The following is a 19,399-nucleotide window of genomic DNA, read 5'->3' as shown; positions in this document are numbered from 1 at the left end:
TCGGCCGCGTCTGCCGGGAAGATCGCAGGTATGCCGCGTGGTTGACTGGTCGTGAGCGCTCCCGCCGGGAGTCGCCCGAGTCAGGAGGCCATGACGTGCTCGCTGCCCTCACCGGTGCCGGACTGTCGGCCGCGGCGGGGCTGAACGCCTACATCCCGTTCATCCTCGTCGCGCTCATCGCCCGCTTCACCGACGTCATCAACCTGCCCCACCAGTACGCCTGGATCGAGTCCAACTGGGCCATCGGCATCGCCGCCGTGCTCCTGCTCTCCGAGGTCGTGCTCGACAAGGTGGCCATCGTCGACCACCTCAACGACGCCGTCGGCACCTTCGTGCGCCCGGCCACAGGGGGCCTGATCTTTGCCGCCACGACGGCCGCGGAGGACTTCGAGCAGGGCTCGAACTTCATGCAGGACAACCCCTGGGTGGGTGTGCTGCTCGGCATCATCACCGCCGGGATCGTCCACACCGGCAAAGCGGTGAGCCGGCCGGTCGTCAACACCACGACGGGTGGCCTGGGCACCCCGGTCGTCTCGGCGGCGGAGGACGGCGCGGCGCTGACGCTGTCGCTCGTCGCGATCTTCCTGCCGGTGCTCGTGATCTTCCTGCTGCTGCTCCTGCTCTGGGGCGGCTTCGTGCTCTGGCGTCGCGGCCGTCGACGCCGGGCGCACCGCGACCAGCTCATGGCGGACGCCGGCTACAGCTGAGCACCGGCGAGCGTCAGGCGCGGGCGGGCCTCTCCACGGCCGGCGACTGCACCCGCAGCAGCGCCGCGGTGAGGCCGCAGACCGCCGCGAGCATGATGAGGCCGCCGCCGAGCATGAGGATCCCCCCGACGACGAACAGCCCGGTCTCATCGAGCGGGCCGACGACACGGGCCCAGGCATACGTCCCGATGACCGAGCCGAGCAGGCTGGTGAGGGCGGCGATCCCGCCGAGTCCTCGGGCCCGGCGCGCGTTGACGAGCCACCCGGCGGCGACACCGAACACCCCGCCCACGGCGGCGACCACGGCGGCCCAGAGCATGTCGGTCACGCTGTAGTCGGCTGAGGCGGCGGGCAGCACCTGGGTCGTGGCGTAGCCCGCGACGAGACCGGCGAGCACGCCGCCGACGAGGCCGCCCAGGATCGCCTGCCAGTTGTAGGTCATCGGTGTCGTCCTCCGTCACGGGGGCCCGCTGCTCTGCGGCGCCGCGGACAGTCAACCATGCCCGCCGCGTCTGTCAAGGGCGCCACCTCGCGGGCCGCCCCGCAGCGACGTAGCCCGAGCACCGGGTCAGCGGGCCTGGACGGCGGCGTCGTAGAGCGTCCTGCTCGACAGCCCGCTGCGTGCGGCGACGTCGCGACACACGTCCTTGAGCCGTTCCCCGGCCCCGACGCGCTCGAGGATCTCAGGTATGACGTCGGCCGGGTCGACGTCGCCTGCGGCGGCCGGTGACCGCCCGGCCACGACGACGGTGATCTCCCCCTTGACGCCGTCACCGGCCCAGGCGGCGAGGTCGGCGAGCGGCCCGCGGTGCACCTCCTCATAGGTCTTGGTGAGCTCGCGGCAGACGGCTGCGGGACGGTCCTCGCCCAGGACACCCGCCATCGACGTCAGGGTCGAGGCCAGCCGGTGGGGCGCCTCGAAGAAGACCATGGTGCGCGGCTCGTCGACCAGGGCCCCGAGCGTGCGCTCGCGCTCCCCCGTCTTGCGCGGCAGGAAACCCTCGAAGCAGAACCTGTCCACCGGCAGCCCGCTGACGGCCAGCGCCATGAGCACCGCCGAGGGCCCGGGCACGCAGGTCACCGGCAGGTCGGCGGCGACACAGGCCTGGACGAGGCGGTAGCCGGGGTCGGAGACCGAGGGCATCCCGGCGTCGGTGACGAGCAGCACCCGCTCACCGGCGCTGATGCGCTCGACCAGCTCGGGGGTACGGGCGGCCTCGTTGTGCTCGTGGTAGCTCACGACCTCACCGGACACGGTGATCCCGAGGCGATCGGTGAGCCGGCGCAGCCGCCGGGTGTCCTCGGCGGCGACCACCGGCGCCTGCTCGAGCTCGGTCAGCAGCCGCGGGCTGGCGTCGCGGCTGTCGCCGATGGGGGTGGCGGCGAGGACGAGCGCGGCTTCAGGCATACCCCCCACGGTAGGCGAGGGTGCGGGAGAGCGACGCACTCCCGCAGGTGGCGGGCCTGCCGTCAGCCGCGCCCGCCGTAGCCCGCGTGCCGGTAGTCGGCGTTGAGCTGGCTGATGACGTTGAGCGGGATGCCCTTGGGGCAGGCGCGGGTGCACTCGCCGAGGTTGGTGCAGCCACCGAAGCCCTCGAGGTCGTGCTGTTCGGTCATGGCCAGCACCCGGGCCTCTCGCTCGGGCTGGCCCTGGGGCAGCTCGCCGAGGTGGGTGACCTTGGCACCCATGAAGAGCATGCCCGCCGCGTTGGGGCAGGCCGCGACGCAGGCGCCGCAGCCGATGCACTCGGCGGCCATGAAGGCGCGGTCGGCGTCCTCCTTGGGCACGGGGGTCGCGTGCGCGTCGGGCGCCGAGCCGGTGTTGGCGGAGATGAAGCCGCCGGCCTGGATGATCCGGTCGAAGGAGCTGCGGTCGACACAGAGGTCCTTGATGACCGGGAAGGGGTCGGCGCGCCACGGCTCGATGATGATCTCGTCGCCGTCGTCGAAGCTGCGCATGTGCAGCTGGCAGGTGGTGGTGCGCTCCGGGCCGTGCGCCTGGCCGTTGATGACGACGCCGCACATGCCGCAGATGCCCTCGCGACAGTCGGAGTCGAAGGCCACCGGCTCCTCTTCCCGGGCGATGAGCTGCTCGTTGAGCAGGTCCAGCATCTCCAGGAAGGAGCTGTCCTCGCTGACGTCGTCCAGCTGGTAGTCGACCATGCGGCCCTCGTCGGTCGGCCCGTCCTGGCGCCAGATCTTGAGCGAGATCCTCACTTGTAGCTCCTCTGCTTCAGCTCGATGAAGTCGTAGACGAGGTCCTCCTTGTGCAGCACCGGGGCCCCGTCGTCACCGCCCCACTCCCACGCGGCGACATAGGCGTACTCGTCGTCGTGCCGCAGCGCCTCGCCGTCCTCGGTCTGGCTCTCGGCGCGGAAGTGCCCGCCGCAGGACTCGCGCCGGTGCAGCGCGTCGATGCACATCAGCTCGCCCAGCTCGAGGAAGTCCGCGACGCGACCGGCCTTCTCCAGGCTCTGGTTGAGGCCCTCCGCCGAGCCCAGGACGCGCACGTTGGTCCAGAAGTCCGCGCGCAGGGCCCGGATCTCCTCGATGGCCTCACGCAGCCCTTCCTCGGTGCGCTCCATTCCGCACTTCTCCCACATGATCTTGCCGAGGGCCTTGTGGTAGGAGTCCACGGTGCGGGTGCCGTTGATCGACATGAGCCGCGCGACCCGGCCCTCGACGCTCTCCCGGGCCTCCGCGACCGCCGGGTCGTCCTCGGCGATCTTGGTGAACGGCCCCTTGGCGAGGTAGTCGCGGATGGTGTTGGGCAGCACGAAGTAGCCGTCGGCCAGGCCCTGCATGAGCGCCGAGGCGCCGAGCCGGTTGGCCCCGTGGTCGGAGAAGTTGGCCTCACCGGTGACGAACAGCCCCGGGATGGAGGACTGCAGGTCGTAGTCGACCCAGAGCCCGCCCATCGTGTAGTGCACCGCCGGGTAGATCCGCATCGGGACCTCGTAGGGGTTCTCCCCGGTGATCTGGGCATACATGTCGAAGAGGTTGCCGTACTTGCTCCGCACGGCCTCCTCACCCAAGCGCTCGATGGCGTCGCCGAAGTCGAGGTAGACCCCACGGCGGACCCCGTCGACGGCCGGGCCGACGCCGCGGCCCTCGTCGCACATGTTCTTGGCCTGCCGGGAGGCGATGTCACGGGGCACGAGGTTGCCGAAGCCGGGGTAGATCCGCTCCAGGTAGTAGTCGCGGTCCTCCTCGGCGATCTCGCGCGGGTTCTTGTCGCAGTCCTCGGAGTTCTTGGGCACCCAGATGCGGCCGTCGTTGCGCAGCGACTCGCTCATGAGGGTGAGCTTGGACTGGTGCTCGCCGGTCTGCGGGATGCACGTCGGGTGGATCTGGGTGTAGCACGGGTTGCCGAAGTAGGCGCCCTTGCGGTGGGCACGCCACGAGGCGGTGACGTTGCAGCCCATGGCGTTGGTCGAGAGGAAGAAGACGTTGCCGTAGCCGCCCGAGGCGAGCACGACGGCATCGGCCAGGTGGGTCTCGATCTCACCGGTGACCATGTCGCGGGCGATGATGCCGCGCGCCTTGCCGTCGACGACGACGAGCTCGAGCATCTCGTGACGGGCATACATCTCGACCGTCCCGGCGGCGATCTGCCGCTCCAACGCCTGGTATGCCCCGATGAGCAGCTGCTGGCCGGTCTGGCCACGGGCGTAGAACGTCCGCGACACCTGCACGCCGCCGAAGGAGCGGTTGTCGAGCAGGCCGCCGTACTCGCGGGCGAAGGGCACGCCCTGCGCGACGCACTGGTCGATGATGTCGGCGCTGACCTCGGCGAGGCGGTAGACGTTGGTCTCGCGGGAGCGGTAGTCGCCACCCTTGACCGTGTCGTAGAACAGGCGGTGGACCGAGTCGCCGTCGCCCTTGTAGTTCTTGGCCGCGTTGATCCCGCCCTGGGCGGCGATGGAGTGCGCGCGCCGGGGGCTGTCCTGGTAGCAGAAGGACTTGACCTGGTAGCCGGCCTCGCCGAGCGTCGCGCCCGCCGAGGCGCCGGCCAGGCCGGTGCCGACGATGATGACCGACAGCTTTCGGCGGTTGGCCGGGTTGACCAGGGCCGCCTCGAACTTGCGGGTCGTCCACTTGCCGGAGATGTCGCCGGCGGGGGCCTTGGTGTCGGTGATCGGCGCGCCCTCGCGGTAGACGCCGTCGATGAGGTCGGGGCTGTTCACAGTCTCAGTCATGGGTGCACTCACTCGATGAAGCCGAAGAGGATGGCGAAGGGCGGGATGAGGAAGCCGACGACGACGATCGTCGCGAGCAGGATCGAGACGAACCTGATCTGCTCGGCCCGCTGCAGGGAGGTGTTGAGACCCAGCGTCATCGCGGCCCCCCACACCCCGTGCAGCAGGTGCATCCCGAGGAAGACCATGGCGACGGCGTAGATGAGGACCGCCCACCACACGCCGAAGCTCGTGATGACCCGCTCGGCCGGGCTCGCGTGCTCGCCGGCGATGGTCACGGTCTGGGTGGTGAAGTGCAGGATGTGGAAGACGACGAAGGCGAGCAGCGCCAGCCCGCCCCACCGCATGGCCTTGGCGTAGAAGGTGCCGTAGCTGGTCTTCGGCTTCGCGGCATACCTGCTGCTGCGGGCGCTGCCGGCCCGGCGCCACAGCGTCATGCTCGCCCAGATGTGCAGCAGCACTGAAGCCAGCAGACCGATCCGCGCGACCCACAGCAGACCACGCTCGGGCAGCATCGGCTCCCCGAAGGTCCGCAGGTGGTGGGCGTACTCGTCGAAGGCCTCGGGTCCGCTGAGGATCATGAGGTTGCCGTACATGTGCACGAGCACGAAGAGGATGAAGAACACCCCGGTGACCGCGACGACGGTCTTCAGCAGGATGCTCGGCGGCCCTTTGCGGGCCGCTCGCGCGGGAGCAGTTGACGTGGCCACGCCCCCGACTCTACCGCCCGCCCCGCGCAGCCTCAGCGCGACCCTCCCACCGTCGCACCGTCCTCCGGCGCCGGCGCCGAGCCGCTGGTGACGTGCAGCTCAGCGCCTACGATGACGGGTATGACGTCACTGCGGGAGCGCCTGCTCGGCCCGGCGCCCGCAGCACTCGCCCGGCAGCGTCGCGTGGCCGCCCTCGGCATCGCCCTGGTGACCCTCATCGGTGGTGCCCTGCGCTTCTGGCGGCTGGGCTACCCCGACCGGCTCGTCTTCGACGAGACCTACTACGTCAAGCAGGCCTGGTCCCTCGTGCGCTTCGGCCACGAGCGCGAGATCAAGGCCGGCCTGGAGGAGCCCGACGAGCTGTGGACGGCCGGCAACCCCGACGTCTTCGGCAACCAGCCCGACCTCGTCGTCCACCCGCCGGTGGGCAAGTGGATGATCGGCCTCGGCGAGCTCGTCACCGGGCCGGAGTCGCCCTTCGGCTGGCGGTTGTCCGCCGCCACGATCGGCACCCTGTCGATCGCCGTCCTCGGCGTCGTCGCCTGGCTGCTGTGGAAGAACGCGCTGCTGGCGATCAGCGCCTCGACGCTGCTGGCGGTGGACGGTCACCACTTCGCCTCCTCCCGGATCGGTCTGCTCGACCTCTTCCTCATGTGGTGGGTGCTGCTGGCCTTCCTCGCCCTGCTGCTGGACCGGGAGCAGGGGCGACGCCGGCTCGCGGACCGGTGGGGGCCGTGGTGGGAGGCCACGCACGGCTCGGGCACAGGGGCGCCGCGCTCGGCGTGGGCCCGCGCCCGCCGCTGGTGGGGCCCCTCGCTGGGGATCCGGTGGTGGCGGCTGGCGGCGGGTGTCTGCCTGGGCCTGGCGATCGGCACCAAGTGGTCGGGGCTCTACTTCCTGGCCGTCTTCGGCCTCATGACCGTCGCCTGGGACCTCGGGGCCCGCCGCGCCGTCGGGGCGCGCGACTGGCTCGCCGGGACCGTGGTGCGCGACGGCATACCCGCGTTCCTGCTCATGGTGCCGACCGCTCTGATGACGTATGTCGCCAGCTGGGCCGGGTGGTTCGCCACCGAGGGTGGGTGGAAGCGGCAGTGGGGTGCCGACAACCCGGCGACGTCCGGGAGCCTGGCCGCGCTGGTCCCCGACCCGCTGCGCTCCCTGTGGGCCTACCACGTGGAGCAGTGGAACTTCCACATCGACCTCGCCAACGAGCACGCGTGGAGCTCCAACCCGTGGAGCTGGACCGTGCAGTGGCGACCCACGCTGTTCTACGCCGAGTGGCCCAAGGAGGGCGAGAAGGGCTGCGAGGTCGCCGAGTGCGTCGAGTACATCGCCTCCCTCGGCAACATCGTCCTCTGGTGGGGCGCCACGATCGGGCTGCTCGTCGTGCTCTTCCTCTGGCTGCTGGGCCGCGACTGGCGCGCGGGGGCGGCGCTCGCGGGGATCGCCGCGGGCTGGCTGCCGTGGTTCCTCTACCAGACCCGCACGATCTACAGCTTCTACGCCGTCGCCTTCGTGCCGTGGCTCGTCCTGGTCGTCGTCACCTGCCTGGCGCTCGTGCTCGGCCGCGCCGACGCGAGCCCGGAGCGGCGCCGCTGGGGCGCGGTCGTCGTCATCGGCTACCTCACCCTCGCCATCGCCGCCTTCGCGTGGTACTGGCCGGTCCACACCGCCATCACCATCCCGCGCGAGGCCTGGAACCTGCGGATGTGGTTCGACTTCTGGACCTGAGCCTCGCCGGTGGGGAGGATCCGTGCAGGCGCACCCATCCTCACCGCTGGCAGCGGCATACCCGAGGAGGATCCGTACACGCGCGCCCATCCTCACCGCTAGCAGCGGCCTACCCGGGGAGGATCCGTACACACGCACCCATCCTCACCGAGCGTCGTAGATGGTCGCCGGCGACGGCTTCCGGGAACGGGGGTATGCCGTCAGCGGGGAGGATCCGTACACACGCACCCATCCTCACCGAGCGTCGCAGATGGTCGCGGGCAACGGCTTCCGGGGACGGGAGGTATGCCGTCAGCGGGGAGGATCCGTACACGCGCAGCGATCCTCACCGCTGGCAGCGGCATACCCGAGGAGGATCCGTACACGCGGACCCCTCACCGCTGGCAGCGGCATACCCGAGAAGGATCCGTACACGCGCACCCATCCTCACCGCTGGACGCGGCAAACCCGAAGAGGATCCGTACACGCGCACCCATCCTCACCGCTGGCAGCGGCATACCCGAATTGGACCCGTGCACGCGCTCCTCCTCACCGAGCGTCGCAGAGCCGAGCGTCGCAGATGGTCGCTGGCGACGTGAGGTATGCCGTGCCCTCCCTCAGCGAGGGCCGCCCACCGCCCGCCATGTGCGGGCCACGAGCAGCGCGCACCCGAGCACCACGAGCACCCAGAGGACGGCAAGGACCGTGAGCAGCGTGACGACGGCGTACGGCCCCCAGGCGGGGGTGAGCCACAGGAAGAGGGCGCACTGGAGCAGGCCGGCGGCGGCCGCGAGCAGGAGCAGCACCACCCCCGAGCGCCGCTGGCGACGCAGGCCATGCCCACCCCAAAGTCCCAGGCCCAGCAGGACCGGCAGCGCCACGAACGCCAGGAAGGTGGCGGCGAAGAGCGCATAGCCGTGGGGATCCCCGGAGGGGACGTCCGCGGGGGCGCCCTGGCCGGGATCGGCGAGGAGCAGCGTCACGTGCAGGGCCCCCACGACGCCCGGGCTCAGGACGAGCAGCCGGCCGGCGATGCGACCACGGCGCAGGTCGGTCGTGCGCGCCTGCGTGCCGGGCCGCTCGTCCACGCTAGGCCTCCAGGCCCATCGCCTCGGCGATCTTGAGGTGCGGGGCGCCCTCCTCGGCGCGGCCCGCGCGCTGCAGGGTGCGGGCCAGGACGAGGTGGGCGTAGGCCTCGCTGGGCCAACGCTCGAGGAGCGCCCGGAGCTCGGTCTCGGCCCGGCCCAGCCGCGCGGAGTGGTAGTAGCTGCGGGCCAGCAGTAGCCGCACCTCGGCATTGCCCGGGTCGGCCTCGGCCAACGGTCCGAGGAGCGCGGCCGCCCGCAGGTAGTCCTTGGTCTCGAAGGCGAAGGTGGCGCGGTCGTAGCGGGCGTGGTCGTCGAGGTCCGCGTCGTCAGCCATCCGCACCCCGGACGCCGAGGTCAGGTCCACCGCTCCGTCGCCGCCCGGCCCCTCGGCGTCGGTCGCGGAGCCCTCGCCGCCCGGCACCTCGGCGTCGGTCGCGGAGCCGTCGCCGCCCGGTACCTCGGCGTCGGTCGCGGAGCCCTCGCGGCTCGCACCGTCGCGGTCCCCGGCCGCCTCGGGCGCCCCACCCTGCTCGGCCAACAGCTTCTCGATGTCGAAGTCACCCATGCCTGCTCTACGCCCGCCAGCCCGCCAGCATTCCCGGGGTCGTGGCGTCGGCGAGGTCGAGCGCGACGCCGAGCGGGATGTTGGGGGCGACGACGCTCTCCGAGCCCGCCGCGGTGGTCGCCGTGAGGTCGGCCAGACCCAGGCGACGCTGGAAGAAGCCCTGGTGCACCACCCAGCCGATGACGCCCGCCCGCTCGAGCACCTGACGGGTCCGGATGACCGCTCCCGTCTGCACGACGAGGTGGCGCTCGGTGAGGCCGTGCCCGAGGTTGCGCCAGGCGCTCTCGGCGATCGCGGCGTTGATCAGGCCGGAGACGGCGAGGACGGCCAGCGGCACCCACCACGGCCAGCTCGCGAACCACCAGACGTCCAGCCAGTAGGTCGGCACCGCCACGACGACCGCCAGGAAGAGCGACCCCCACTGCTCGCTGACGTGGATGCGGCGCCTGGCCCGGCGGCCGTGCCCGGTGAGGATCATCGTGAGCGGGCCGTCCTCCTCCAGGAGCGCGTGGCCGACGGACTGCACCACGGCCCGCGGCGCCGGCGGCAGGAGCTTGGCCGTCCCCTCGCTGCCCACCCCGGTCGCGAGCGCGGTGAGCTCGGCACCGCGCACGAAGCGCAGCAGGAACTGCTCGGTCATGACGACGCCGCGGATCTTGGAGCTCTCGATGGTCTGGCTCCGGGTGGTGAGCAGCCCGCGGGTCGTGCGGATCTTGCCCCCCGCCTCGCGGACCAGGCGAAGGTTCCACCAGTTGAGCACGTAGGACGCCGTCGACACTACGAGCCACACCACCACCAGCACGAGCAGTCCACCGGCGAGGAGCAGCACCACGGCCTGGGCCACGACCCACGCCCAGGCGTCTTCCACCACGCCGATCTCGTCGATCGGGAGGTCGTCCCCGAACTGCCCGAGGACACCCAGCGCACCGGCGACGACGACGAGGCTGGAGAGGCTGAACGGCGCATACCGCAGCCAGCCCCAGTCGATCCGGGCGAGCTCGGTGTCCTGCTGGCCGCCGAGCTCGCCCTGAGGCGCGCTCTCCGGTCCGCCGACGCCTGGTGCGCCTCGAGGCATCTCCCCCGGGTCACCCGCGTGCGGACCGGCGCTGCCAGCCACCTCCCCCGGGGCAGCGACGCCCCGGTATGCGCCGGGGGCGGCCGCCTCGCTGCGGCGCAGCAGGTAGGTGCGCAGCTCCGAGCCCTGATCGCGGGTGAGGCCGTCCAGCTCGATCTGGGTGTCGTCCACCCCGGTGCCCACCTTGGCCTTGGTGAGGCCGAGGATGCGGTGGATCGGCGTGGACTCCAGGTCGACGCTGCGGATGCGGTCCAACGGCGCGGTGACGACCTTGCGACTCAGCACCCCGGTGCGCAGCTGCAGCTGCTCCTGGGTGAAGCGGTAGCGGGTGTAGAACCACGCCAGCACGCCGAAGAGCACGGCCAGGACGGCGAAGACCGGCGCGGCCCAGAACCAGAAGCTGTTGCCGTCGCCGCGGCTCACGCCGAAGATCACCAGCGCGATCGGCACGATCATCGAGCGGATGGCCCGGACCGGGTGCACGAGGAGCATCCGGGGGCTGAGGCGCTGCCAGTCCTGCGCACCACCGACCCCGGCCGGCACCGGCGGCGTGCCCGGCGCCGTGGCGGTGCGCGGCTCCCCGGTGGGAGGGGGCAGGCCGCTCACGTCGCGTCGCCGGCGGTCTGGCCGGTGACCCGGGCCAGCTCCGCGGTGACCCGGTCGGCGACATCGGAGTCCAGGCAGGTCAGCCGGATGGGCCCGGCCGCCGACGCGGTGGTCACGGTGACGTTGGCGAGGCGGAAGAGGCGCATGAGCGGGCCGCGCTCGGTGTCCACCGTCTGCACCCGGGACAGCGGCGCGATGCGCTGGTCGCGCGAGAGCCACCCGGTCTGGGCGAAGACCCGCTCACCGGTGACCTCCCAGCGCGTGCGGCGGTAGCGGATCCCCGGCTCCAGCGCCTGCTCGACCACGGTGTAGACGAGGATCACCACGAACAGCGGCCCGAGCCAGCGCGCCACCCCGTCGGGGATGAACCAGTGCACGAGGAAGAAGGTCACCCAGAGCAGGAGCGCCCCGATGAACCCCTGGACCGCCCAGTAGCGCACGGCCCGTGGGCTGACGCGGTGCTCAGGCTCGCGCAGCGGCGGGCCGCCCGTCGCGGCGTGCGGGATCTCAGGCTGGGCCACCGTCATCCGAGCGTCGCCACCATGAGGGCCTTGATGGTGTGCAGACGGTTCTCCGCCTGGTCGAAGACGATGCTGGCCGCGGACTCGAAGACCTCGTCGGTCACCTCGAGTCCGTTCTTGAGCTCCGGATTGGTCGACATGAGTTGCGTCCCCACCTCGGTGTCGGTGTCGTGGAAGGCCGGCAGGCAGTGCATGAAGACCGCCCCCGGGTTCCCGGTCGCCTCCATCATCGCGCGGTCCACCTGGAAGGGCAGCAGCAGGTCGATCCGCTCCTGCCAGGCGCTCGCCGGCTCGCCCATGGACACCCACACGTCGGTATGCACGGCGTCAACGCCCGCGACGGCCTCGCGGGGGTCCTCGGTGATCGTCAGCCGGGCACCGGTGGTGGCGGCGACCTCCTCGCACAGACGCACGACCTTGGGGGCCGGCTGGAGTCCCTCCGGGGCGCCGATCCGCACGTCGCACCCCAGCTTGGCCCCGAGCAGCAGCAGCGAGTGGCCGGTGTTGTTGCGGGCGTCCCCGAGGTAGGCGAAGGACATCTGCGCCCAGGGCTTGCCCACGTGCTCACTCATGGTCAGGGCGTCGGCGAGCATCTGCGTCGGGTGCCACTCGTCGGTGAGGCCGTTGTAGACCGGCACCCCGGCATACCGGTGCAGCTGCTCGACGGTGGCCTGCGCGGCGCCGCGGTACTGGATGGCGGCATACATCCGGCCCAGCACGCGCGCCGTGTCCTTGATCGACTCCTTGTGCCCGATCTGGGTGCTCTTGGGGTCGAGGAAGGTGGTGTGCGCGCCCTGGTCCGCGGCTGCGACCTCGAAGGCGCTGCGGGTGCGGGTGGAGGTCTTCTCGAAGATGAGGGCGATCGAACGACCGACCAGGCGTCGCTCCTCCGTGCCGGCACGCTTGGCCGCCTTGAGCTCGGCGGCGAGGTCCAGCAGCGCCTGGATCTCCTCCGGCGTCTCCTCGACCAGGGACAGCAGGCTGCGACCTCTCAGGTCAACGGCCATGGGTGGCTCCTTCGTGGCTCGGGCACGTCGGGTGGTGCCAGGTGGTCCGGTCCTCGCGGATCAGCCTAGTGCGGGCGGCTGAGGCCCCCACGCCAGCCCGCGGACGCGAAAACGGCCCCGCCAGTGGCGAGGCCGTTTCCGGTTCACGGGTGGAGCTGAGGGGAATCGAACCCCTGACCTTCTCATTGCGAACGAGACGCGCTACCAACTGCGCCACAGCCCCGTGTGCGAGACGCAACTATACAGACCGGCGCCGCGACGACCCAAACGGCCGGGCCCTGCGGTCAGCCCACGCGGTCGATGCGCGGGAGGTCCTCGAACTCCTCATCGAGAGCCATCTCGGTGCCGTCCGCGGGCAGCTGGGTCGAGCCCGTGGGTGGCTGGGCGGTGCCGCGGTAGGCCTTGGCCTTGAGGGTGTAGGTCGGGGGCGGGACCGGGGTGGGGCTCCACGACCCGGGGGGTGCGACGAGGGCCTCGTCGGCGACCGCGACCTCGGGTTCGACGGCCGGCGCGAGACCGGCCTCCACCTCGTCGATGTCGAAGAGGGAGGGGCGGGCGGGCTCCAGGTCGACGACCCGGCGGGCCGGGCGGGCCGGGCGGGCCGTCATCGTGCCGGCGGCCGCGCGAGCCTGCGCGGCCAGCGGGGAGTCCTGCGCCGCCGGGGTGGTGGTCAGCTCGGCGCCGTCGGTGTGCGGTGCGGCGACCTGCTGGCGCGGCGTCGTGGCGGACGCGCGAGGCGCCGTCCGGGCCGTCGTGACGCGGCGGCGAGCCTGCTGGCTGATCGCCGAGCGGCGCACCAGGAGCAGGGTGGCGCCGAGCACCCCGACACCGGCGAAGCTCCAGCCCCAGTGCAGGACGGGGCTCACCCCGAGCGCGACGAGCGTGACCATGACGCCGGAGGCGGCGAGGAGCACGACGGCGCGCACCTGGGCGGCCCGGCGCGCGCGGCGGACCCCGGGAGCCGGAGCGACCGCGGTGGCACCGACCGGTTGGCGGGCGACCGCCGGGCGGGAGCCGGCCGGACGGGCCACGGGGGCGGCGCTCGAGGTCGCGCCACGCTTGACGGTCACCTCGGGGCGGGCCGGGCGCAGCGGGGAGACCGTGTAGGCCGCGGGTGCGGGGTCGGCCACGTCGGGGCGCGGCAGCGCCCGGCGCCGCTCCAGCACCCGCATGGCCTCGGAGAAGCGGTCGACCGACCGGGCGGTCGCCAGGTGCTCACGGCGGCGCACCCAGTGCTGGACGAGATAGACAGCCCAGACCGCCACGATGACGACGAAGATCAGGCTGCTGAGCGGGGGCACGGGAATCACGGTATGCGCCGCGTCCGCCCGATCCGATGACGTCGCCGGAGTGTCGCAGGAGTTTCTGCTGTGACTCCCGTGATTGGCCCCCGGCCGACCCGGACGCGTGCTCAGCCGGCGCGGCCGTGGAGGTGGGCGACGAGCCCGCCGGGGGCATACCCGCCGGGCCTCAGATCCTCGGCGAGCACGGCGAAGGCGCGGTGGTCGGCCCACCCGCCGTCCACGTGCATGAGCCCCCGTTGCCGGCCCTCCTCGGGGAGGCCGAGCCGGCCCACCACCGCGAGCGAGGCGGCGTTCTCCGGCCGGATCGCCACCTCGAGGCGGTGCAGCCCGACCTCCAGGAGCGCGTGGTCGACGAGCGCGGCGAGCGCCCACGTCGCCACCCCGCGACCGGTCGCCTCGCGGGCCAGCCAGTAGCCGGCCCAGCCCGAACGGCGCGCGCCCCAGAGCACGTCGAAGAGCTGCATCTGGCCGACGAGACGCCCGTCGACCTCGATGACGAAGGGCAGCAGCATCCCGTCGCGGGCTCCCCGGTCCAGCACCCGTCGCATCTGGTGGAAGGGCAGCCGGCCCGAGCGGTCGCCGGGCGTCGTCGACTCCCAGGGCGCCAGCCACGCCTCGTTGCGGCTCCGCAGGTCCTCCCACGCCGCCCGGTCTGCGCGCCCCAGGCCCCGCAGGACCAGCCGCCGCCCGTCCGGCAGCACGTGCCGCACCTGCGTCGGCCAGGCCCAGCTCACTCCTCGCGCACCCAGTCACCCGAGCGGCCGCCGGACTTCGCCACCACCCGGACGTGACCGATGACGGCGAGCTTGTCGACGGCCTTGATCATGTCGACGAGCGCGAGCGCGGCGACGCTCACGCAGGTCAGCGCCTCCATCTCGATGCCGGTGCGGTCCGCGGTGCGCACGGTCGCGGAGATCTCGACACCGGCGTCGTCGACCTCGAGGTCGACCTCCACCCCGTGGATCGCGATCGGGTGGCACAGCGGCACGAGGTCGGGGGTGCGCTTGGCGGCCTGGATGCCGGCGATCCGCGCCACGCCGAGCGCGTCGCCCTTGGGCACCGTCCCGCCGCGCAGCGCCGCCACCGCCTCCGCGGAGAGATCGACCCGCCCCCGTGCCGTGGCCGTCCGGGCGGTGACGTCCTTGCCGCTGACATCGACCATGTAGGCCGTGCCGTCGGCGCGCAGGTGCGTCAGCCGGTCAGTCATCGCGACCCCGGGCGTCCGGCCGCCTCGACCGTGACAGCGTCGCGCTCCGCCTCGGCGTCCAGTCGCGCGTCGATCTCGGCGCGGGGGCGCAGCAGGAGCAGCTCCACCTCGGACCCGGCGGTGACCTCGGTGGCCTCCGGCGCCGACACCGCCAGGGCGTCGGCCATCGCGAGCGGGGCCACGAGGTGGGAGCCGGCCCCGCCGGCGGGCGAGACGGCATACTCCCCGGTCGCGTCGCGGTCGAGGCGCACCCGGGTGTAGGCCTGGCGGTCCGGGGAGCTGCGCCACCCGGTCGTCGCCAGCCCTCGTGCCACGCGACCACCCTCACGCCGCCCGCCGCGCCGCTGCAGCGCGGGCCGCACGAAGACCTCGAAGCTCACGAGCGTGCTCACCGGGTTGCCCGGCAGGGTGAAGACCGGCACGTCCCGGCGCCCGAGCACCCCGAAGCCCTGCGGCTTGCCCGGCTGCATGGCGACCTCGACGAACTCCATCGACCCCTGCCCGGTGAGGACCTTCTTGACGATGTCGAACTCCCCCTTGCTCACCCCGCCGGTCGTGATGATGACGTCGGCGTGGTCGAGCATCCGGTGGATCGTCCGCGTGGTCGCGCTCTCCTCGTCCGGCAGGTGCCCGACGTGCACGACGTAGGCCCCGGCCTCCCGGACGAGCGCCTCGAGCATGGGCCCGTTGGAGTCGATGATCTGGCCGGGGCCGACGGGGTCGCCGGGGCGCACGAGCTCGTCCCCGGTCGACAGGATCGCCACCCGGACCGGTCCGATCACCTCGACCTCGTGGATCCCCGCCGAGAGCAGCGCGGCGATCTCCCCCGCGCCGATCCGGCTGCCGGCCGGCAGCACGAGGTCGCCGGTGCGCACGTCCTCACCGGCGCGGCGGATGTTGGCGCCCTCGTCGGGGTGGACGCGCAGCTGGGGCTCGCGCGGGTGACCGTCGGTGTCCTCCACCTTGACCACGGCGTCGGCACCCTCGGGCATCGGGGCGCCGGTCATGATCCGCCACACCTGCCCCGGCTCCAGCACGTGCCGCGCCTGGTCCCCGGCGGCGACGTCCCCGGTGACCGGCAGCACGACCGGGCTCTCGCCCGAGGCGCCCTCCAGGTCGGCCCGGCGCACGGCATACCCGTCCATCGAGGAGTTGTCGAAGCGCGGCAGGTCGGCCTGGCTGTGGACGTCGGTCGTGGTGACCAGCCCGAGCGCGCGGCGCACCGGCAGGGTCACGGTGGCGACCGGCTCGATCTGAGCCAGCACGGCGTCCAGGTGCTCGTCGACGGATCTCATGACCCCAGCCTAGGAGCATGCGCCACAATCGGGCGGCATGAGTCACCCGCTGCCCGCATACCGTCCCAGCGGCGACGTCGCCGCCGACAAGGCGAGCTGGCGGACGCTCGTCCGCGCCGCCCGCCGCGAGCTGGTCGACGGCTGGCCACCGGAGGCGCGCGCCGGTGTCGCGCACGCCCTGGGAACCGCCGGCCTCGAGCACCTGCGACAGTATGCCGCGAGCCGGGGCCGGGCTGACGTCGCCGGGATGACGGTCACGGCCTACGAGCCGATGCGCACCGAGCCACCGGTCGACGGGCTGACCGCGGCGCTGCGCGCGGCGGGGGTCAGGGTGCTGGTGCCGCTCACCCTCGAACGACCCCGGCTCGACTGGGCCGACCTGGAGGATCCGGACCGGTCCCCCCTCGGGGAGGTCGCCCTGGGGGGCGTGGATCTCGCCTTCGTGCCGGGCCTGGCGGTGTCGCGGGACGGCGTGCGGCTCGGCCAGGGCGGGGGCTACTACGACACCGTGCTGCCCACGCTGCGGACGCTCTCCGCCGGGGCGCCGGTCGTCATCGTCCTGCACGACCACGAGGTGGTGCCGCAGGTGCCGGCGGCCGGGCACGACGTCGTCGTCGACGCGGTGCTGCGTCCGACGAGCGGGGTATGCGCCGTCCCCGTCGAGTGAGCACTGCCCGACACCGCGGGGCGCCCGCAGCGGGTGCGGTCGGGTCGCTCAGCCCTCCTCGGGCTGCAGGATGAGGGTCTGGACGCCCGCCTCCTCCACGGCGGCGCGGGTGAAGGCCCACGGATAGGTGCGCCCCTCGAGCCAGGCCTGCGTCTGGTCGTCGTAGTTGGCGTGGAAGGGGTGTCCCGAGGTGCCGGTCTGGTTGACCCAGGTGGAGGCGTCCAGGTCGGCGAGGTCGACGACCATCCGCATCGAGGGCGCCGAGGAGACGTCGAAGCTGCCGGTGCTGGCGTCCCAGTTCATGGCGTTGACCATGGCACTGCTGCCCGCGACGGGGTAGGGCCCGCGGTTGACGATCCCCTGCACGAGGGCGGGCACCCCCTCCTCACCGAGCACCTGGTGCCGCAGGTGCGCACGGTGCAACTGGCCCCAGCTCCAGTCGCCGGGGTCCTTGGAGATCTGCCGCGTGAGGTCCAGGCGCGCGTCGACGAGCGCGCTGCGCAGCACCTCGTCACGTGACTCGATGACACCCGGTGTGCGCTGGTCGTCCCACCAGACGCTCTCCGGGGAGGCCATGAGCTCGGCCATGATCTGCATCGAGCGGGAGTTGCCGGTCGCGCCGAGATCGGGGGGCAGCTCGTCGTCGAAGACGGCCTCGAGCAGGTTGTCGTAGACCGCGTAGAAGTAGGCCGCCGCGGCGGCCTGCTCCCCCTGCGCCGGCGAACTGCCGTCCCAGTCCTGGAGGAGGTCCTGCGGCTCGGTGTAGAACGCGCCGTCCAGCTCGACGTCGGTGAGGTAGGGCACGACATCGAGGGCGAAGGTGCTCGTGTCGTCGAGCTGGATCTCGCTCATGTCGGCGCTGGTGAGCGGCCCTTCCCCGAGCCGTTCCTGGAGCAGGTCGAGGATGCGGGTGGAGCGGTAGCCCTTGTCGTACTCGGTCGTGAGGAAGGGCGTCGAGCCGCGGACGACGGCCTGGTTGGCCGCGACGACGATGCCGTCCTCGGGGTTGTAGGACGAGGGGAGGTCCTCGAAGTCGACCCACCCCTGCCAGGCGTACTGCTCCTCCCAGCCCGGCGCGGGGTAGAACCCCGGCGGGGTCGCGTGGGTGGAGCTGCGGCGGATGGGCACCAGGCCCGGGGCCTGGTAGCCGATGTTGCCCTCGGTGTCGGCATACAGCAGGTTCTGCGAGGGGACCGCGAAGAGCTCGGCAGCCCCCTGGAACTCCTCCCAGTCGGTCGCGGCGTTGAGCGCGAAGACGGCCTCGGCGGTGCGCGAGGGCTCCAGCCCGGTCCAGCGCAGCGCCACCTCGAAGTCCCGGGAGGTGTGGACGCCGTCGAGCGGGCCGTTGTCGCCCATGCGCCCGACCTCCTCGAGCACGTCGGAGACGATGGGGCCGTGCGAGGTCTCGCGCACGTCGATCTCCACGTCGTCGCCCCCGGCGACGCGGATCGTCTCGGTGCGCACGTCCATCGGGACGTAGTCGTCCTCGCGCAGCACCGTGTCCTCCACGGTGTCCTCGAGGTAGAAGTCGGTGACGTCCGGGTCGAGGTTGGTGAAGCCCCAGGCGATCGACTGGTTGTGCCCGATGACCACGCCGGGGAAGCCGGCGAAGGTGAACCCCGTGACGTCGAAGGGGCACTCCTCGCTCAGCTCCCGGCAGTGCAGACCGCTCTGCATCCAGATCCCGGGCTGGGAGATCGCGAGGTGCGGGTCGTTGGCGAGCAACGGCATACCGGAGGCGGTGTGCTCGCCGGAGACGACCCAGGAGTTGGAGCCGATGCCCTCACCGTGACCCATGAGCTCGGGCACCGCCGCGAGGACCGTGCTCGTGTCGTCGAAGGCCCCCTGCGCCGACCCGGCCATCCACTGGTGCGTCTCGTCCGACGTCGGACCGTCCGGCGCGACGGGCTCCCCCAGCCCGGCGAGGTCGGCCGCGTCCGTCTGCCCGGGCACCGGCGCGAGGAGCGTGCCGCGGGTGCCGCCCCGGCTGTCCGTGACCCCCGCGGGAGGCGGCGTCGGCGCCGTCCACTCGCTCCGGTCGAGGATGGGCGGGTGCTCGTCGAAGGGGTAGTCGGGGTAGAGCGCGTCGAGCTGGTCGAGGGAGACCTGGCCGACGAGGCGCCCCCGGGCCAGCTCGTCCGCGTAGTTGCCACGCAGGTCCCAGGCCATCGCCTTGAGCCAGGCCAGGGAGTCCACCTCGTCCCACGGCCGCACGGTGTAACCGGGGGCGCTCGAGGCGAGGAGGGGGTACTCGACCCCCATGGCCGAGGGGCCACCACGGCTGTCGATGTAGGCGTTGACGCCGGCGGCGTAGGCGGACAGGTAGGTCCGCGCCTCCGGGGAGAGCAGGGAGAGCTCCTGCTCGGCGACCCGCCGCCACCCCAGCGTGCGGATGACCGTGTCGGTCTCCAGCCCGCCCTCCCCGACGAGCTCGGAGAGACGACCGCTGACGATGTGACGGCGCAGGTCCATCTGGAAGAAGCGGTCCTGCGCGGCGACGAAGCCCTGGGCCCGGAAGAGGTCCTCGGCGGTGTCGGCGTAGATGTGCGGGACGCCGAGGTCGTCGCGGATCACCTCGACCTCACCGCTCAGACCGGCCACCTCCAGCTCCCCCGAGACCTGGGGAAAACCCCGCCGGGTCAGACCCACCCCGATGACCGCGGTCGCGACCACCACGACCACGAGGATCGCGGCGATCGGCACGGCCAGACGCTGCCAGAGGGGGCGGGACACGGCTC

18 protein-coding genes and 1 tRNA gene are annotated in these 19,399 nt (G+C 72.4%); 3 read left to right on the top strand and 16 right to left on the bottom strand.

The window, feature by feature from the left end; translation table 11 throughout:
• Positions 1 to 95: 95 nt before the first annotated feature.
• Entirely contained in the window at positions 96 to 707 is a 612-nt protein-coding gene (locus tag FA582_RS02975; protein WP_010148096.1) for a DUF4126 domain-containing protein, read from the top strand.
• A gap of 13 nt (positions 708 to 720) precedes the next feature.
• On the opposite strand, the gene FA582_RS02970 is transcribed toward FA582_RS02975, so the two are convergent.
• The 5 genes from FA582_RS02970 to FA582_RS02950 all read right to left on the bottom strand — a co-directional run bounded on the left by FA582_RS02970 (position 721) and on the right by FA582_RS02950 (position 5,616).
• A complete protein-coding gene (locus FA582_RS02970; RefSeq protein ID WP_010148097.1) occupies positions 721 to 1,149 on the bottom strand; it encodes a hypothetical protein in 429 nt (142 codons plus the stop codon).
• A 126-nt stretch (positions 1,150 to 1,275) separates the two neighbouring features.
• Positions 1,276 to 2,115: a 16S rRNA (cytidine(1402)-2'-O)-methyltransferase gene (rsmI, locus tag FA582_RS02965; protein ID WP_010148098.1), complete on the bottom strand. Its 840-nt coding sequence runs from the start codon at positions 2,113 to 2,115 to the stop codon at positions 1,276 to 1,278.
• Positions 2,116 to 2,177: 62 nt separating this feature from the next.
• Complete coding sequence (locus FA582_RS02960) at positions 2,178 to 2,924, bottom strand: succinate dehydrogenase/fumarate reductase iron-sulfur subunit (RefSeq protein ID WP_010148100.1); 747 nt, start codon at positions 2,922 to 2,924, stop codon at positions 2,178 to 2,180.
• Positions 2,921 to 4,906: a fumarate reductase/succinate dehydrogenase flavoprotein subunit gene (locus FA582_RS02955; RefSeq protein WP_029541198.1), complete on the bottom strand. Its 1,986-nt coding sequence runs from the start codon at positions 4,904 to 4,906 to the stop codon at positions 2,921 to 2,923. Before FA582_RS02955 ends, FA582_RS02960 begins: the two co-directional genes overlap by 4 nt.
• 8 nt (positions 4,907 to 4,914) lie before the next feature.
• Positions 4,915 to 5,616 carry a succinate dehydrogenase cytochrome b subunit gene (locus FA582_RS02950; protein ID WP_010148102.1) on the bottom strand — a complete coding sequence of 234 codons (702 nt, stop codon included), beginning with the start codon at positions 5,614 to 5,616 and terminating at the stop codon, positions 4,915 to 4,917.
• A 120-nt stretch (positions 5,617 to 5,736) separates the two neighbouring features.
• On the opposite strand from FA582_RS02950, the gene FA582_RS02945 reads away from it, so the two are divergent.
• Positions 5,737 to 7,347 carry a dolichyl-phosphate-mannose--protein mannosyltransferase gene (locus FA582_RS02945; protein WP_010148103.1) on the top strand — a complete coding sequence of 537 codons (1,611 nt, stop codon included), beginning with the start codon at positions 5,737 to 5,739 and terminating at the stop codon, positions 7,345 to 7,347.
• Between the two features lie 596 nt (positions 7,348 to 7,943).
• On the opposite strand, the gene FA582_RS02940 is transcribed toward FA582_RS02945, so the two are convergent.
• From FA582_RS02940 to FA582_RS02895, 10 genes are all read right to left on the bottom strand, one after another.
• Positions 7,944 to 8,414, bottom strand: coding sequence for a hypothetical protein (locus FA582_RS02940; protein WP_010148104.1), 471 nt, complete (start codon positions 8,412 to 8,414; stop codon positions 7,944 to 7,946).
• A 1-nt stretch (position 8,415) separates the two neighbouring features.
• Positions 8,416 to 8,979 (bottom strand): tetratricopeptide repeat protein, encoded by a 564-nt coding sequence (locus FA582_RS16970; protein ID WP_010148105.1) that lies wholly within the window; start codon positions 8,977 to 8,979, stop codon positions 8,416 to 8,418.
• 7 nt (positions 8,980 to 8,986) lie between these two features.
• A complete protein-coding gene (locus tag FA582_RS02930; protein ID WP_010148106.1) occupies positions 8,987 to 10,660 on the bottom strand; it encodes a PH domain-containing protein in 1,674 nt (557 codons plus the stop codon).
• A complete protein-coding gene (locus FA582_RS02925; protein WP_010148107.1) occupies positions 10,657 to 11,187 on the bottom strand; it encodes a PH domain-containing protein in 531 nt (176 codons plus the stop codon). Before FA582_RS02925 ends, FA582_RS02930 begins: the two co-directional genes overlap by 4 nt.
• Positions 11,184 to 12,188, bottom strand: coding sequence for an ornithine carbamoyltransferase (gene argF, locus FA582_RS02920; protein WP_010148109.1), 1,005 nt, complete (start codon positions 12,186 to 12,188; stop codon positions 11,184 to 11,186). Before argF ends, FA582_RS02925 begins: the two co-directional genes overlap by 4 nt.
• A gap of 150 nt (positions 12,189 to 12,338) precedes the next feature.
• Positions 12,339 to 12,411, bottom strand: a tRNA-Ala gene (locus tag FA582_RS02915).
• A 61-nt stretch (positions 12,412 to 12,472) separates the two neighbouring features.
• Positions 12,473 to 13,489: a hypothetical protein gene (locus tag FA582_RS02910; protein ID WP_010148111.1), complete on the bottom strand. Its 1,017-nt coding sequence runs from the start codon at positions 13,487 to 13,489 to the stop codon at positions 12,473 to 12,475.
• A gap of 110 nt (positions 13,490 to 13,599) precedes the next feature.
• The gene (locus FA582_RS02905; protein WP_010148112.1) at positions 13,600 to 14,226 is read right to left on the bottom strand and encodes a GNAT family N-acetyltransferase; all 627 of its coding nucleotides are present in this window, start codon (positions 14,224 to 14,226) and stop codon (positions 13,600 to 13,602) included.
• A complete protein-coding gene (moaC, locus tag FA582_RS02900) occupies positions 14,223 to 14,699 on the bottom strand; it encodes a cyclic pyranopterin monophosphate synthase MoaC (RefSeq protein ID WP_010148113.1) in 477 nt (158 codons plus the stop codon). Before moaC ends, FA582_RS02905 begins: the two co-directional genes overlap by 4 nt.
• Positions 14,696 to 15,994, bottom strand: a complete 1,299-nt coding sequence (locus tag FA582_RS02895; RefSeq protein ID WP_010148114.1) for a molybdopterin molybdotransferase MoeA — start codon at positions 15,992 to 15,994, stop codon at positions 14,696 to 14,698. Before FA582_RS02895 ends, moaC begins: the two co-directional genes overlap by 4 nt.
• 37 nt (positions 15,995 to 16,031) lie before the next feature.
• Between FA582_RS02895 and FA582_RS02890 the strand changes: the two genes are divergently transcribed.
• Positions 16,032 to 16,661, top strand: a complete 630-nt coding sequence (locus FA582_RS02890) for a 5-formyltetrahydrofolate cyclo-ligase (protein ID WP_010148115.1) — start codon at positions 16,032 to 16,034, stop codon at positions 16,659 to 16,661.
• 48 nt (positions 16,662 to 16,709) lie between these two features.
• Here the strand turns inward: FA582_RS02890 and FA582_RS02885 are convergent, their stop codons facing one another.
• The gene (locus tag FA582_RS02885; RefSeq protein WP_010148116.1) at positions 16,710 to 19,394 is read right to left on the bottom strand and encodes a penicillin acylase family protein; all 2,685 of its coding nucleotides are present in this window, start codon (positions 19,392 to 19,394) and stop codon (positions 16,710 to 16,712) included.
• Positions 19,395 to 19,399: the final 5 nt, after the last annotated feature.

Source organism: Serinicoccus profundi (assembly GCF_008001015.1).
Lineage (GTDB): Bacteria > Actinomycetota > Actinomycetes > Actinomycetales > Dermatophilaceae > Ornithinicoccus > Ornithinicoccus profundi.
Note: the sequence above shows the minus strand (reverse complement) of the source record. Positions and strands in the feature narration are given on the sequence as shown.